Source organism: Paenibacillus sp. sgz302114 (assembly GCF_056120345.1).
Genome location: NZ_JBVYOI010000026.1, coordinates 1 through 14358, shown reverse-complemented (window position 1 = coordinate 14358; position 14358 = coordinate 1). Strand labels below are relative to the sequence as shown.

Annotated in this window: 15 protein-coding genes and 1 pseudogene; 11 read left to right on the top strand and 5 right to left on the bottom strand. The window is 52.8% G+C overall.

The features are described from left to right. Positions 1-358 precede the first annotated feature (358 nt). Positions 359-991, bottom strand: a complete 633-nt coding sequence (locus AC0LWF_RS27585; protein WP_474654678.1) for a TetR/AcrR family transcriptional regulator — start codon at positions 989-991, stop codon at positions 359-361. A gap of 153 nt (positions 992-1144) precedes the next feature. Between AC0LWF_RS27585 and AC0LWF_RS27580 the strand changes: the two genes are divergently transcribed. After that, positions 1145-2047 carry an ABC transporter ATP-binding protein gene (locus AC0LWF_RS27580; RefSeq protein WP_474654677.1) on the top strand — a complete coding sequence of 301 codons (903 nt, stop codon included), beginning with the start codon at positions 1145-1147 and terminating at the stop codon, positions 2045-2047. Beyond that, entirely contained in the window at positions 1989-2822 is an 834-nt protein-coding gene (locus AC0LWF_RS27575; RefSeq protein ID WP_474654676.1) for a hypothetical protein, read from the top strand. The genes AC0LWF_RS27580 and AC0LWF_RS27575 overlap by 59 nt, the downstream gene beginning before the upstream one ends. A gap of 383 nt (positions 2823-3205) precedes the next feature. Here AC0LWF_RS27575 and AC0LWF_RS27570 read toward each other — a convergent pair whose 3' ends face one another. Further along, positions 3206-3430, bottom strand: a complete 225-nt coding sequence (locus AC0LWF_RS27570) for a hypothetical protein (RefSeq protein WP_474654675.1) — start codon at positions 3428-3430, stop codon at positions 3206-3208. A 298-nt stretch (positions 3431-3728) separates the two neighbouring features. Between AC0LWF_RS27570 and AC0LWF_RS27565 the strand changes: the two genes are divergently transcribed. The 4 genes from AC0LWF_RS27565 to AC0LWF_RS27550 all read left to right on the top strand — a co-directional run bounded on the left by AC0LWF_RS27565 (position 3729) and on the right by AC0LWF_RS27550 (position 4652). Further along, a complete protein-coding gene (locus AC0LWF_RS27565) occupies positions 3729-3899 on the top strand; it encodes a hypothetical protein (RefSeq protein ID WP_474654674.1) in 171 nt (56 codons plus the stop codon). A 96-nt stretch (positions 3900-3995) separates the two neighbouring features. Beyond that, complete coding sequence (locus AC0LWF_RS27560) at positions 3996-4208, top strand: hypothetical protein (protein WP_474654673.1); 213 nt, start codon at positions 3996-3998, stop codon at positions 4206-4208. 4 nt (positions 4209-4212) lie between these two features. After that, entirely contained in the window at positions 4213-4425 is a 213-nt protein-coding gene (locus tag AC0LWF_RS27555; protein ID WP_474654672.1) for a hypothetical protein, read from the top strand. A gap of 5 nt (positions 4426-4430) precedes the next feature. After that, positions 4431-4652: a hypothetical protein gene (locus tag AC0LWF_RS27550; RefSeq protein WP_474654671.1), complete on the top strand. Its 222-nt coding sequence runs from the start codon at positions 4431-4433 to the stop codon at positions 4650-4652. Positions 4653-5194: 542 nt separating this feature from the next. On the opposite strand, the gene AC0LWF_RS27545 is transcribed toward AC0LWF_RS27550, so the two are convergent. Both AC0LWF_RS27545 and AC0LWF_RS27540 read right to left on the bottom strand, forming a co-directional pair. Next, positions 5195-6067, bottom strand: coding sequence for a carbohydrate ABC transporter permease (locus tag AC0LWF_RS27545; RefSeq protein WP_474654670.1), 873 nt, complete (start codon positions 6065-6067; stop codon positions 5195-5197). Positions 6068-6082: 15 nt separating this feature from the next. Further along, positions 6083-7033, bottom strand: coding sequence for an ABC transporter permease (locus tag AC0LWF_RS27540; RefSeq protein ID WP_474654669.1), 951 nt, complete (start codon positions 7031-7033; stop codon positions 6083-6085). A gap of 146 nt (positions 7034-7179) precedes the next feature. On the opposite strand from AC0LWF_RS27540, the gene AC0LWF_RS27535 reads away from it, so the two are divergent. Together AC0LWF_RS27535 and AC0LWF_RS27530 are read left to right on the top strand one after the other, a co-directional pair. After that, positions 7180-9003 (top strand): cache domain-containing sensor histidine kinase, encoded by a 1824-nt coding sequence (locus AC0LWF_RS27535; protein WP_474654668.1) that lies wholly within the window; start codon positions 7180-7182, stop codon positions 9001-9003. 16 nt (positions 9004-9019) lie between these two features. Continuing rightward, positions 9020-9844: a response regulator gene (locus AC0LWF_RS27530; RefSeq protein WP_474654667.1), complete on the top strand. Its 825-nt coding sequence runs from the start codon at positions 9020-9022 to the stop codon at positions 9842-9844. 7 nt (positions 9845-9851) lie between these two features. Here AC0LWF_RS27530 and AC0LWF_RS27525 read toward each other — a convergent pair whose 3' ends face one another. Beyond that, positions 9852-10049 carry a hypothetical protein gene (locus tag AC0LWF_RS27525; RefSeq protein WP_474654666.1) on the bottom strand — a complete coding sequence of 66 codons (198 nt, stop codon included), beginning with the start codon at positions 10047-10049 and terminating at the stop codon, positions 9852-9854. Positions 10050-10082: 33 nt separating this feature from the next. Between AC0LWF_RS27525 and AC0LWF_RS27520 the strand changes: the two are divergent. The 3 genes and pseudogenes from AC0LWF_RS27520 to AC0LWF_RS27510 all read left to right on the top strand — a co-directional run. Next, positions 10083-11756, top strand: a pseudogene (locus AC0LWF_RS27520) (hypothetical protein); the annotation flags it as partial. Between the two features lie 89 nt (positions 11757-11845). Next, the gene (locus AC0LWF_RS27515) at positions 11846-12955 is read left to right on the top strand and encodes a Gfo/Idh/MocA family protein (RefSeq protein ID WP_474654665.1); all 1110 of its coding nucleotides are present in this window, start codon (positions 11846-11848) and stop codon (positions 12953-12955) included. Between the two features lie 89 nt (positions 12956-13044). Beyond that, a complete protein-coding gene (locus AC0LWF_RS27510; protein ID WP_474654664.1) occupies positions 13045-13713 on the top strand; it encodes a hypothetical protein in 669 nt (222 codons plus the stop codon). Positions 13714-14358 lie beyond the last annotated feature (645 nt).

The following is a 14358-nucleotide window of genomic DNA, read 5'->3' as shown; positions in this document are numbered from 1 at the left end:
ATCACTCCTGAAGTAAATTCACCGGTAACCCCTAACCTTCTTGTCTTCCACACTATCGCATGTGATACGGGATCTACGTCCCAACCAGCCTAACCATGGTTGAACAAGTAGGGGGAATGAACTGAATAGCTCTCGGGATCTCAGTCCCACGGGCAGAAACGTTCGATTCCCGGCTACCGCAATCTTACGACCATAAAAAAAGGAGGTCGACCAGAAAGATCTGGTGACCTCATAATACGAACGGGCAGGATAGTTTGAGATTAGACGCGCTGAACCGTATCACAAGTAGGGCGAAATTTTTAACTGAGTTCTTTGCGTTTCGGGCTATGGTAGCACTGGTAAGCTACCACCCAGATTCTCAAATTCCTGGCTCAACCCCTGCCCCTGCTCCACGCATCCCCAAAAGCTTCCTACTCACACCCTCATTCATCAACTCCTGCATCAGCCGGAATAGCTTCTCAAGCGGCGGTTTCTCCGCTTGGCTGAACCAGTGGCTGAGGATGCCGATCATGGCGGACAATGTGTACTCCAGCGTATATTCGAGCTCGAACTCTACGTCCTCGTCGAGATTTCCGGCGAACTGGGCGCGCAAGAATGGCTTGAAGCTGTTCTTGACGTTGGTCAGGAACGCGGGGTCGCCGTGGACGCCGAGCAGTACGGTGAAGTATTCGCCATGCGTCTGGAAGAGCTCGATTAGGGGCTCAAAGGGCGTGGCGAATGCCGCTCCTGGGCTGTTGAGATCTGTCACATCCCGACCAGATGGAGACGGCATCATAACGTGCTGCAGCTTGTCGAGCAGCTCTTGCTCCACATGCTCGAGCACGGCATAGATGTCGTTGAAGTATTCGTAGAAGGTGCCGCGGTTGTACCCGGCCTTGTCCGTAATTTCCTTGATCGTGATCTTCTCCAACCGCTTCACGCGGTAGAGCTGCCAGAAGGCTTCGACGAGGTTCTGGCGGGTCTGCATGGTCGTTTCCGGCTGTTTGTTCACATGCCCTCACTCCTCCTTCGCCCGATCCGGCGCAATCCGACAGTCACACTCACACTGTTGGTTGATGCCGATGAGGGGACTCCCTACAATAAGATCATACGACAGCGTGTCGGATGATTGCAACTGGTAGCGCTGGAGAGAGGATGAGAGACCATGAGCGTCATACGCGTCGAGGAGTTGACGAAGGCCTTTGCCCCGAACAAGGGGATATTTGACGTCTCCTTTGCAATAGATAGAGGAGAGGTATTTGGTTTCCTGGGCCCCAATGGTGCCGGGAAGACGACGACGATTCGGCATCTGCTGGGATTTTCCAAGCCGCAGCGCGGACAGGCATCGATCCTGGAGCTGGATTGTTGGTCGCAGCCGCGTCAGATTCAGCGGTATCTGGGCTACTTGCCCGCTGAGATCGCATTTCCCGAGAACATGACCGGCATTCAACTGATTCGCTACGTGGCCAAGATGCGTAAGCAAGGGAGCCTGGCCAAGGCGGAGGCGCTGATTCACCGCTTCCAACTCGACCCCTCGGGCAAGATTGACCGCATGTCGAAGGGGATGAAGCAGAAGATCGGCATCGTCTGCGCGTTCATGCACGACCCCGAGGTGCTGATCCTCGATGAGCCGACGAGCGGCCTCGATCCGCTCATGCAGTCGGTGTTTGTCAGCCTCGTGCAAGAGGAGAAGCACAAGGGCGCTAGCATCCTGCTGTCCTCGCACGTTTTCGAGGAGATCGAGGTGACGTGTGATCGGCTCGGCATCATCAAGCAGGGGCGGATCGTGTCGATGCTGTCCGCGAACGAGCTTCGGCTGACGGCGCGGCGGTCCTATAAGATCGAGCTGGTAGACGCGGCCGGCCTGACGGCCCTGGAGGAAGCGGGGTTTGCGTGCAAGGATCGGGATGATGCGGCGCGCAGCATCGTCGTCGATATCGAGGACGGGCAGATCAATGAGCTGCTGCGGGTGTTGTCCCGCTATACTATCTTATCGTTCCGGGAGCGCCATGCCTCGGTCGGCGAGCACTTCATGGGGCTGTACAAGGAGGAGAATGCCGATGTTTAAGGGGACATTATTTCGTCGGATCGCGGCGTCGAATCGGAAGCTGTTTCTCATCATCACGACCGTGCTCTGTGTCCTCATCGCGGTCATTATGAGCGTCTTCACGCCGGAGACGATAGCCAAAATGGCCGAGGCCAACCAGGACGCGGCCGTTAACCCGCTTGGGGATATCTCTACGTTGCTCGCGTTTGTAGCCAATCAGTATTTTGGCATGTTCGCGCTGATTCTAGGTATTATCTACGTTGTCATTACCGGGAACAAGCTGGTCGCCGCGCAGGTGGACCGGGGGAGCATGGCGTACCATCTCGGGACGCCGACTTCCCGGCTCGAAGTGACCGGGACCAGCGCGATCTATCTGCTGGGCTCGCTCGCCGTCATGCTCGCTTGCCAATTCGGGGTAGGCTGCGTGGCAGCAGCGATGGCTCAGCCGGGGGAACTGGATGTGGGGACGTACTTCATTTTGACCATCGGCTTCTATCTGCTGATGGTGGCCCTGAGCGGCATCGTATTCGCGGCGTCGTGTCTGTTCAATCGGTCGTCATACGCAGTCGCCACCGGGGCGGGCATGCTGATCTTCTTCTTCGTCACGGACCTACTCTCCGGCATGAGCAGCAGTCTGGCGTCGCTCAAGAATGTAACCCTCATCATATTGTACGATTCGACGGCCATCGTGAATGGAGACAGCTTCGCCGCGGGACTGATCCCCCTTGTGACGCTCGGTCTCATCTGTTATGCCGCCGGAATCGTAGCGTTCCGACGGAAGGATCTGCCGCTGTAGCAAACTGTGCGAGCAGCAAGCGGTTAGATATGAAGCCATCGAACGTGCAAAAGAAAGAATTGCAAAATTGAAGCCTGTAATGCCATTGATTGGAGCCTTGTATCTGGCGACAAGGACACATTCGGTATATGGGATACCGTTTGGATTGGCTTCTTTATTAAGGAGTCGGGTACGCCGTACTATAACTTCAATTATTCCACGCTGCAACCTGTCATGAACGACATTAACCTGTTCCCGTGGGTTCAATAAACGAATAAAGACGAAAGCCGCCTCTATTTAAGGGGCGGCTTTTTTTGTTGCTGCAGACTGCTCGTAAGAGTGGCTTCGATACAAATCGGCTAGTCAGCCTTGCCACGCCGTATGGCCCTCTATTCGAATCCAGTCTATTTTACTTCGCCGGATGATGAGCGGACGGAGGATAGGAACGAGCCAGTGCTATCGTGCCTCACGCTTCCTAACTTCACCGTCAATTTCTCGCGATCCGCACCGGCTTCGGGATCATGAGACAGTGAGTGCACTTCGACGTCGCCGCAGTGCCGCACGGCATCCAGTACCCATTCAAAGGTTATTGATTGCTCGGGTTGCTTGCCCTGGCTTCGAATCTTCATGCGCTCCGCCCTCCTTTGGAATTCCTAAAAATGATAACAGCCATATGCAGTAAGATAATTACAAACGGCATGCCATGTACCAACGGCGACACCCTTGTGCGCAGCCATTGCCTAAGATCGCCGCTTTCCATTTCGGCATAGTTTTACCAAAATAGGCATTAAAAAAACGGAATCCCGAGTAGTAAGGGGGGGGGCCCTTTTTTATAGCACGGAAAATTATATTGTATGCAAATAAATTGTATACAATATGTATTCATGTTATAATTTAGGTAGCAAGTTATAGCAAAGTGGGGGTAACATGGACAAGATTCTTTTGAGATTGGCGCCGGGCGAACGGGAAAAGTTCCGCAAACGGTGCGAAGCTAGAGGTCAAACCATGACCGGCTGCCTAAAGCTGCTGATCCAGCTCGACAAGTACGAATACGAAGCCAATCCGCTCCGAACATATGCGGAGCATCGCAAACACTAATAAGCAAGCAGTTGAACCGCGATTAAATGCACATTTTGTGTGCCTAGTAACGTCGTAGCCCAATATACAACAAGGGATTCTGAAGGAGGGGTCATCATGGCAGATATTCGCATTCAAAAGCCGCAGGATGTGCGCCGGCTGATGACATCGATCATTAACGAAGTACGCGCTTCGGACATGGAATTGGAGAAGAAAGCGCGGGTGCTGGGCTACCTGGCGAACATCGCGCTGACCAGCATCAAAGACGGCGACATCGAGGAGAGGCTTGCCGAGCTGGAAGCACAGGCAGCCAAACAAAAGGGGAAGTGATTATATGAGCAAAGCGCGATTATTGAAGGTGGCTGCGACACTGCGAGAAGCCGATCCGGAACCACGGGTGATCATTGTCACCTTTGAGGATGACGACAGCGTACCGCTCCCGGATCTCGATGACTACACGGTAGAAGAGGCAATAAAGCTGATCAGCTCCGAACCGTACAACAGATTCCCATTGATTTTGAATGATCTATCGACGAAGGGGAGGTAATCGGGATGGTAACGAAATCTCGGATAGACAGACTCTATCAAGCGCTCGTTGAAGCCGATCCGGTGCTGAAGCCTCGGGTGCTTATCATCCATTATGATGGCGATGGCGGCGTGACCATTCCAGCGATTAATTGGACCGGTACGAAAGCGGAAGCGAAAGAGCTGGTGAGATCAGCTCCATACAGTGGCTGGCCGCAAATTATGAATGACATACCGCGGCGGGATTGATTTTTAGCAATAGCTACAACAAGGCGGCGGGTGTCCTACGGGACATCCCTTTTTCATTTTGGAAAATCCATAAATAGCAGTAAAATAACCGTTCTGAATGTACGATATTTTCGGGGTTGCACCACGCGGACTTCAAATATCGACATGTCCAGTTAATACGCCTAAATGAATGTACGATTATTGAAAATAACGTACATTATTCCTAAAAAAGAAGCAGAAATAGAAAAAGGCAGCCGCATCGGCTGCCCCTTGCATAATACTTATGCTAACCCACATCTGCGCGTTTTCACAGTGCCTCATATAGCCCTGCCGGTCCAAGAAGTATATCCTTTAGAGCGTAACGCACCTTCTCCGAATCCAGCGCTTGTTTGCTCATAATGGTGTGCGCAGCGAAGGCATTCATGAGCTTTTGAGAGGGCGGCGAGGCTTCCGACCGTTCCCGGCTCGAAGACGACAGAAGACCCGCTATGACCACGTCGGCGGAAATAGAGGGTCTTCTGTATGTCTGCGTACCGCGGCACGCTGCATAGGCCGGCGGGCTGCTACTCCTTGACGGCGCCGATGACGATGCCTTTCACGAAGTATCGCTGCAGGAAAGGGTAAACCAGCAGAATCGGCAGGGCGCCGATAAAGATCTGCGACGCGCGGATCGTTCGCTGCGACAACTTCGCGACCGTTTCGGGATCCAGCTTGCTCATGTCCATCTGGATGATGATGGTCTGCAAAAAGCTGGCGAGCGGAAGATTCTCCGCTTCTTTGATGTAGATAAGTCCATCGAAATAGGAGTTCCAGTGGCCGACCATCGTGAACAAGGTGATTGTCGCGAGCGCCGGCATGGAAATCGGCAGGTAGATGGTATAGAAAGTCCGAAAATGACCGGCGCCGTCAATCAGTGCGGCTTCCTCCAGCTCCTTCGGGACCGTGCGGAAGAAGTTGAGCAGCAGGATGACGTTATAGACGGCGACCAGGCCGGGCAGAATCAGGGCGCCCAGCGTATTCATGAGCCCCAGCTTCAGGATGAGAATATAGCCCGGGATGAGTCCGCCGCTGAACAGCATCGTGATGACGAAATACCATAGATAAACGTTGCGGCCGCGAAGAACGTTGGCTTCTTTCGAGAGGCCGTATGCGGCCATGGTGTTGACGAACATGGCGAACGCCGTACCGAGGATGGTGCGCTTCACGGAAACCACGAGCGCCGACAGAAAGTTTACGTTGTCGAACGTTTTGGCATAGGCCTCGAACGTGAAGCCCATGGGCCAGAAGGTAACGAGTCCTGCGTTCGCGGGAGCGGCGGAGCTGAATGATACCATCAGCAGATGGTACATCGGCAGCAGGCACAGCAGAGAGAGCGCGGCCAGGAAAATGTAGTTGAAGACGGTGAATGCGCGATAAGACCGTGTTTTATGAAACATGCGATGCCCTCCCTCTTAGAAGATCCGGTAGCCAGCGAATTTGTACGCAAGCCGATACGAAACGATGATCAATACGAGGCTGATAAGTGACTTGAACAGGCCGACTGCCGTCGCGAAGCTGAATTGTCCGCTTAACAGGCCCTCCCGGTAGACGAAGGTATCGATGATATCGCCTTGCTGGTAGATCAGAGGACTGTAAAGGTTGAACACTTGGTCGAAGTTCGCGTTCAGCACGTTGCCCAGCGCCAGCGTCGCGACTACAATGGCGATCGGCACGAGGGACGGGAGCGTGATGTAGAGCGTTTGTTTCCAGCGGCTGGCTCCGTCCACCTCCGCCGCTTCGTATAGCGCGGGATTGATTCCGGCAAGCGCGGCCAGGAAGATAATCGTATTAAAGCCGAATTCCTTCCATACGTCGCTGAAAACGATGGTGGCCCGGAACCAGTCTCCGTCGCCCAGGAAGAAGATCGGTTTGATGCCGAACACGCTGCTGAGGAACTGATTGACGAGCCCTGTTTGTGCCAACATATCGACCAGGATGCCCGCGAGGGTCACCCAGGACAAAAAGTGCGGCAAATAGACGAGCGTCTGGATGGAGCGTTTAAAGCCCATATGGCGCACTTCGTTCAGAAGCAATGCAAAGATGAACGGGACGATGAGGTTCATGACGATTTTGGAGCAGGCAAAGAACAGGGTGTTCCACGTAATTTGCAGAAAGTATTCGTTCTCGAACATATACCGGAAATGAGTGAGGCCGACCCATTCGGAGCCTGTAAACCCGCGCGCCGCCTTGTAGTCCTGAAACGCCATGACGAGGCCCATCATCGGGATGTACGAGAATATGAAGGTCAGAATCACCGCGGGCAACACCATGAAATGAAGCACCCATGCATGCCTGGACCTGCTTTTTTTTGCCTTCGCCGAAGCGGTGGCGAAGGATGCCTGCTGTAATGCATTTGCTTCCATAGCCGTCTCCCCTTACAGAATTTGTATTGTCTATAGCAGCGAACCAATGTATAAATAGTAGCAAGAACTCCTCATTGAGGCCTATATGACTTTGTTAGGATCGATAGTATTTTATTAGGGAGAAATTATCTGGGGGAATCCAAGCTATGGTTTTTAGCAGGGCCGTCTCATTTATTCGAAGACTCGATTACCGGGTAAGCCTGTTTGTCAAAATAAACGGGTTGATCGTCATACTGTTTATTCCGATCCTAATTTCATATGCGTTTACAAACAACATCGCGTTTAATGTCGTCAGCAATGAATTGAAGCTGTCCAACGCCAAACAGTTGTCGTTCCTGTCCAGCCAGATCAACGCGCGGATCGAGCAGATGATGGATTTCGCCTCGACCTTCTCCAGAGACCCGAACGTCCAGAAATTCAACGGGCTTTCGCTCTGGGAGGACCGGTACGACAAGATGCAGACGCGGTTTGCCATTCAAGATCAGATCGCCCTTCAATCGACACCGTCCATGGAAAATATATGGCCGGTACGGTACGCGGTCTACTCGAGGTACAATAAGGACGTGCTAAATAATTACAATTCGTCACTGCAATTCGACGAGCAATATCTGAAGCGAAATTTGACCACCCGTTGGAATTACGGCGACGGATCCGCCGGTCAGCAGCAGGCGTTTTATTGGTTCTATTCTAACTCGGGCGGAGGGCAGAGCTCGTTAAGCGCGAGTGGACTCGTCATTGTGGCCAGCTTTGGGGCGGAAAATATTCAAAACCTGATGGATCGGTTTAAGGAGGGCGGTAACGGGGATCCGTTCTTTTACCGGAAAGGACAGCACGCGATCTTCAACAGGAGCTCGGACAAGCCGCTCACGGAAGAATTAATCGGACAGTTGGACGGCAGCGCGATGTCGGCTTCTTTTCAAAAGATTGTAAGGCTGCGCGACAAAGATTACCTGGTGAGCGCGGTGAAGTCTCCCCACCTCAACTGGTACTTGGTCGACTATGTGCCGCTCGAGCAAATTTTGAAGCCGATTTCGCACAGCCGCAATTGGTTTTATTTCACGATGGTTCTGCTTCTTGGCATCGGCGTCTCGGCTTCCATCCTGATCTACCGTAACGTCCAGCTTCCGATCAAACATCTGATTCGCGGGCTGAAGTGGGTAAGCCAGGGGGACTTTTCGGTTCGCATCCGCGAAATCGGGAACTTTGAATTCAGTTTCCTGTTCGATCGGTTCAATTCGATGTCGCGGCAGATTCATGAGCTGATCGAAAACGTGCTGAACGAAAAGCTCCGCGCGCGTGAAGCCACATTGAAGCAGCTGCAGGCGCAGATCAACCCGCATTTCCTCTACAACTGCCTGGGCTATATCATCAACATGGCGCAGATGAAGGACGAGGAAGCCGTTGTTTCGATGGCCTATAATCTAAGTGCGTACTACCGGTATTCGACGCGGATGGAGAAGCCGATGGCCAGCCTTCGCGAAGAAATCGAACTGCTTATTCATTATTTGGATATCCAGAAGCTTCGCAACGGACGAATCGATTATGCGATCGATATTCCCGAAGAAATGATGTGGATCCCTGTCCCGCGGCTGCTGCTGCAGCCGATCGTGGAGAACGCCGTCATTCATGGAGTGGGCAAGTCCTATCAATCCGGAGCGATCCGGATTACGGGCAAGACGAATAACGGACGCTATACCCTTCATGTCGACGACGACGGACCGGGCATGACCGAGGACCGGCTGGCGGAGCTGAACCGTAGTATATCGGAACCACTACAAGAGAATACGGGCTTCGGCCTATGGAACACGAACCAGCGGATTATCCATCAACTCGGCGAGCATGCGCATCTGATCTTCATGCAGTCGCCGCTCAGAGGCGTCCGCTCCGAAATCGCGTGGCCAATTGCGGAAGTCCAGCATCCCCATTCCGGGTCAGGAGGTGACCAGCACCATGCAAATGATCATTGTTGACGATGAGGCCCATTGGGTGGAAAACCTGTCATCGAACAAGCCTTGGCAATCGCTCGGCATCAGCCGCGTTCATAAAGCGTATTCGGCGCGCGAGGCGCTCCGGATCATGGAAACGGAGCCGATCGATATTGTTATCTCGGATATCGTCATGCCGGAGATGACGGGGATTGAGCTGATCGAACACATCCGGCAGCGCGACAAGCGCATTAAATGCATTATCCTGTCCGGTCATGCCGATTTCGAATATTCGAAGCAAGCGATCCAGCATCAGGCGGCGGCCTACCTGCTCAAGCCTCCGAGCGACGGCGAGTTGCTCGAAGCGGTCGAAGCCGTGGCGCAGCAGGTAAGAGCGGAATGGGAAACCCGTTTTTCGATCGAGCGGACTCACGCCATGCTGAGGGAGAATCTGCCGCTTCTTCGCGGCCGGCTACTCCTGGACGCACTGAACGGAAAGAATCTCCCGGAAGCCGAGTGGGGCCGGAAACTGGAGCATTACGGATTGTCGTTCCGTTATGGCGCGGAATCGGCGCTCCTACTTATCCGGATGGAGGAGGAGTTCGAACGGCACGGCAGCGGCGGCCTTCAGCTGATGGAATATGCGGTAGTCAACATGGCCGAAGAAATACTCGGCGAATATGTGGAGGTTTGGGGGGGAAAGGATGATCACGGGTACCTCGTCTTGCTGCTGCAGCCCAAAGCGGGAACGGTAATGGGCGGGAAAGAGACGCTGCTTGAGCGGCTATCGATCCAACTGCAGGATAAAGTCAAGCAGTATCTGAAGGGCTCAACGCCGCAGGAATACCGCGGAGCAACTAACCTAACAGAGTCTTATCGATACTAAGAAAATCCTATAGATCGTTTCCTTGCTGGTTGATAAGGTCTACGAAATCAGCATGGAGGTCGGTTATCTCGATCCGGCTTACTTTATCAAAGTCTTTAAACGCCAATTCAGCTGGCAGTTTCTCGCCCGATGAAATGGCCAGCTGAAGCTTCTGCTTGTATTGATCGCCGTTTGCCGGGTACCAGGTGTCTTTGCTTTGCTTCATGCCGAGCCTTTCAAGCATCCACCGGTGGGTGCGCTGATCGGAACGGATATCGAACCGCTCGAGAACGGGGACGCTTTCCGCTCCATCAGCAAGCTGCGGAAATGGTCGCTCCGCGTGCTGGACAAGCTGCAGGAACAAACGTCGAACGAGATCAAGAGCATCCGCGACGGCTATGTCACGCGCATCCAGGAATTCGCGGAGCGCAACCTGCATGCGGACGTTTCGCTCCGTGCGCTTGCCGACCATGTCAATTTGCATCCGACGCACCTGTCCAAAATTTACAAAATTGAGACGGGCGAAGGCATTAGCGATTTCATATCGCGGCTCAGAATGGAGCGGGCATGCAATTTGCTCCAGACGACCGACAAGGACTTCATCCCGGTATGGAATGATCCGGTACTGATCAATCAACTGATCGATTCCGGCCAGTTTATGCCGATCGACAAGTTGTTCGACGACTATGCCAACGATATCCTGAAAACCCATTCCTTGAAACACCCCGAGCTGTGGTACATGTTCACGAAGGACGGCAAGAAATGGAACCTTCCGATCCTGGAGTATACCGACAACAACGACACCATGCTTTGGCTCCGCGAAGACTGGATGCAGAAGCTCAATCTTCAGGCGCCGAAGACGATCGCGGATCTGGAGAACATCATGGACAAGTTCAAGAACGAGAATCCGGACGGGCTCGCGCCGAAGGACGTGTACCCGCTTACGGTATCGCTGAAAAACAATACGAATACGTGGATGGCTCCGCTTGATTGGCTGTTCGGCGCATACGGAACGATCGAAGAGCAATGGAATAAGGACGCAAGCGGGAACCTTGAATACGGCTCCGTCAATCCCGGCGCGAAGCAGGCGCTGGCGAAGCTGAAGGAATGGATGGATAAAGGCTACATTAATCCGGACGCGGCGCTGTGGGACGAGACGAAGGCATCCGAGATCTGGACCAAAGGCAAGGCCGGCATCATGCCGGGCGCCAACTGGGTTCCGGACTGGCCGGCCCCGGACCTGCTCAAGAACGTGAAAGGGGCACAGATCAAGGCTTATCCGGTTCCTGCCGGACCTGACGGCCTCATAGGCACTAAGTGGGATAATTTTGGCGTCAACGGAAGCATCATGATCAATAAGGACGCCAAGCATCCGGAAGCGATCTTCATTTACTACGATTATCTGCTGGATAACTTTGCGGACCCGAAGGTCGGAGGCGAGTTCGAATATGGTTTCGCAAAGGGCTACGACTGGGATATCGTGGACGGCGTGCCGACGGCTGATAAAGACAAAATCAAAGACTTTAATAATGAGTTCCACTTCCTCACCGGCATGAACAATAACCCGGCACGCATACCGGATCAGTACATGAAGGCGCTCGTGAAGCTGGCGGACGGAGGGAAACCGGAAACACCGTACGAGAAATCTATCGCGCAATTCCGCAAGAAAGAAAACTGGTATGCGGCCAAAATCGTCCAGCAGCAGGAGGACATCCGCAAACAGAATTACTTTACCGGCGCGGCAACGCCTACGATGGTATCGAAATGGAACATCCTGCGTCAATCCGAGCTGGAAACGTTTAACAAAATCATCTACGGCAAGCTGCCGATCGACGCTTTCGACCAATTCGTCACCAGCTGGAAATCGAATGGCGGCGACAAGATTACCCAGGAGGTCAATGATTGGTACAAGTCCGTATCGGCTAACCAGTAATCTTTGAGAGATAACGGCAGAAGGGTAGAAGAACTCTTCTGCCGTTATCTTTTTCACAACATCATCATCTGTTAAGGAGCGTACATACGATGCGAAAAGTAAAAGTTGGCCTTATCGGCTGCGGCATGATCAGCGGCGCTTATCTGAAGAGCTGCACGATGAAATACGACATCATGGAGATCGCCGCGTGCGCCGACCTGGTCCCGGAGCTGGCCCGCAAACGTGCTGAAGAGTTCGGCATTCCCAAAGCGTGCTCGGTCGAGGAATTGCTCGCTGATCCGGAGATCGAGCTCGTGATTAATTTGACCATCCCGAACGCGCACGCCGAGATTAATCTGCAGGCTCTTAACGCCGGGAAACACGTCTACGTGGAGAAGCCTTTTGCCGTACGCCGCGACGATGCTAAGAAGGTGATCGAATTGGCACAGGCTAAGAACCTGCGTGTCGGCGGCGCACCGGATACGTTTCTGGGCGGCGGTCTGCAGACTTGCCGTAAGCTGATCGACGAAGGCTGGATTGGGACACCGTTCTCTGCAGATGCCCGCATCATGATGGGTAACGCGGCCGACAGCACGCATCCGAACGCGACGTTCTGGTTTCAGGAAGGCGGCGACCCGATGATGGATATGGGGCCCTACTACATTACGGCGCTTGTCCACTTATTCGGTGCGGTGAAGCGTGTCTCGGGCTCCGCGCAGCGGTTGAACGATACCGTGACATTTCTTCATCCGAAATCGCCGCTGTTCGGCACGAGCATGCAACTCGACATTCCGATGAACATCAGCGGCGTGCTGGATTTTGAGCACGGCGTCGTTGCCACGGTGACAACCTCCAAGGAAGGTTATGGCTATATGCCGAGACTGGAGGTGTACGGAACAGAGGGTACGCTCGTCTGCAACGACCCAAATGCATTCGGAGGCCCGATATATGTCCAGCGGCACGACGGTGAGCGCAAGGAAGTGGCTTATACGCACGGCTTTACCGATGAAAGCCGCGGTCTTGGAGCGGCTGATATGTGTTTTGCGTTAGCATCCGGTCGGCAGCACCGGGCGAACGGCGAGCTTACATATCATGTGCTGGATGTCATGCACAGCTTCCGGGAGTCGTCGTGCGAGAATCGCCATATTGTGCTGCAGAGCCGTTGCGAGCGACCGGTGCCGCTGCCGCTTGGCTTGCGGTTTAACATGCTGGACGCTTAATCGGAGGACGGAAGGAAAAGAAGGGCAGATCGGCACCAATTACGGTGCAGGTACTGCTCTTTTTTCGTTGTGTCGAAAAGGTTATGGAAATGGCAAAAGCAACAGCACTGGAAAAAAAACAAGAACGCAATGCACTGAAGGCACTGAAGGCTGCATTGTTCACGTTCTTTGTAGGGATGGTCGTGGTCATTCTGATCGCGCTTGCGGTTGGGATTTGGACAGCTGTTCAAAAAGAAAACGCAACAGCAGAAAACCCGCGTGTGGATGTCACGTCAAGTGAGACGTACAGCAGCAGCCTTCCAATGACAGAAGGAACTAAGCTGGAGCGGATGTATGTGCAACAGATCATCAAGAACGTCTCCGCACTTGGCTTTGAGATCGACGAGCTAAACCGTAACACACCAAGCTTTCCAGAGGGTGTAGTGGATAATACCATCGCGACGCAAATGTCGACCTATGACTTGGCCCGATTGATTCAAGAATTGTCCTTTCAAGGGGAGTTTGGTGGCCGCAAAGAAAGCGAAGCACCAGAAGCCTTTGCTGAGGTGGATAAAGAAATGGAGCAAGAGCGCCACTTTGCCATTGATGCCATTGAAGAGATGATGACGGCGATCGAGCAGAAAGATGAACAGCTATTATTCAATCAGAATAAGGTGCTGTCGGATCATATCACAGCCCTCGGGATAAGCTATCAAGAAGTGCGCCACATTTCGAAAGAGCGAGAACTCGGACTGGATGCTGAGTTTGCCATGCAATAAACCATAAACAAACCGCTAATCCTTAACTTGGGGTTCGCGGTTTTTTGTTTGCTCCGTGCCTTGCTTTTGAATCTGACATTTGCAAGTATTTTCTTTATCCCGGGCAGGGGGAAACGCGCAACGCATCGAATCCGTGTGATAATAGCTTTGACGAACGGAGCCAGGTCAAACTAATTATGCAGAGTCCTCACACACACAGGAAAGGGGATAATTGCGGGTCTTTTTTATTTCAGCATTTACTTTATAACATTAAAGCGATTATGCACTAATTCTTTAATGTAATATAGTATGTCATCCATTAGCTTGCCGGCGAGGTGCTTTTGTTTTACTGAAATACGGGCTTGAATCCGAGTCTCTGAAACGTTCAATGTATAGGTTAATTTCCCCACCTGTTTCCCCACGCACTCAACTTTCCTCCACAGGAATTAGAGGACGCATGAGACAGAAACCTTGATATATAGGGATTTTTCAGCACTGCTAGGAAGCAAAAAACCGCCCAAAAGCATGGGCGGCATGATGTAATAAATGCCCAAAACCCCTGATTTATAAGGGGTTGAAGGTACGAGGTTGTCCTGAGGTAACGAAAGGGTAACATCGGCAGAAAACTAGAGGCTTCTCATGAGTTCACCGAACTTGTGGGATGCC

Coding starts and splice junctions, on each gene's coding strand:
- AC0LWF_RS27580 (WP_474654677.1), top strand. CDS start 1,145: ATGAGCGTCATACGCGTCGAGGAGTTGACGAAGGCCTTTGCCCCGAAC.
- AC0LWF_RS27575 (WP_474654676.1), top strand. CDS start 1,989: ATGCCTCGGTCGGCGAGCACTTCATGGGGCTGTACAAGGAGGAGAATG.
- AC0LWF_RS27570 (WP_474654675.1), bottom strand. CDS start 3,430: ATGAAGATTCGAAGCCAGGGCAAGCAACCCGAGCAATCAATAACCTTT.
- AC0LWF_RS27565 (WP_474654674.1), top strand. CDS start 3,729: ATGGACAAGATTCTTTTGAGATTGGCGCCGGGCGAACGGGAAAAGTTC.
- AC0LWF_RS27560 (WP_474654673.1), top strand. CDS start 3,996: ATGGCAGATATTCGCATTCAAAAGCCGCAGGATGTGCGCCGGCTGATG.
- AC0LWF_RS27555 (WP_474654672.1), top strand. CDS start 4,213: ATGAGCAAAGCGCGATTATTGAAGGTGGCTGCGACACTGCGAGAAGCC.
- AC0LWF_RS27550 (WP_474654671.1), top strand. CDS start 4,431: ATGGTAACGAAATCTCGGATAGACAGACTCTATCAAGCGCTCGTTGAA.
- AC0LWF_RS27545 (WP_474654670.1), bottom strand. CDS start 6,067: ATGTTTCATAAAACACGGTCTTATCGCGCATTCACCGTCTTCAACTAC.
- AC0LWF_RS27540 (WP_474654669.1), bottom strand. CDS start 7,033: ATGGAAGCAAATGCATTACAGCAGGCATCCTTCGCCACCGCTTCGGCG.
- AC0LWF_RS27535 (WP_474654668.1), top strand. CDS start 7,180: ATGGTTTTTAGCAGGGCCGTCTCATTTATTCGAAGACTCGATTACCGG.
- AC0LWF_RS27525 (WP_474654666.1), bottom strand. CDS start 10,049: ATGAAGCAAAGCAAAGACACCTGGTACCCGGCAAACGGCGATCAATAC.
- AC0LWF_RS27515 (WP_474654665.1), top strand. CDS start 11,846: ATGCGAAAAGTAAAAGTTGGCCTTATCGGCTGCGGCATGATCAGCGGC.
- AC0LWF_RS27510 (WP_474654664.1), top strand. CDS start 13,045: ATGGCAAAAGCAACAGCACTGGAAAAAAAACAAGAACGCAATGCACTG.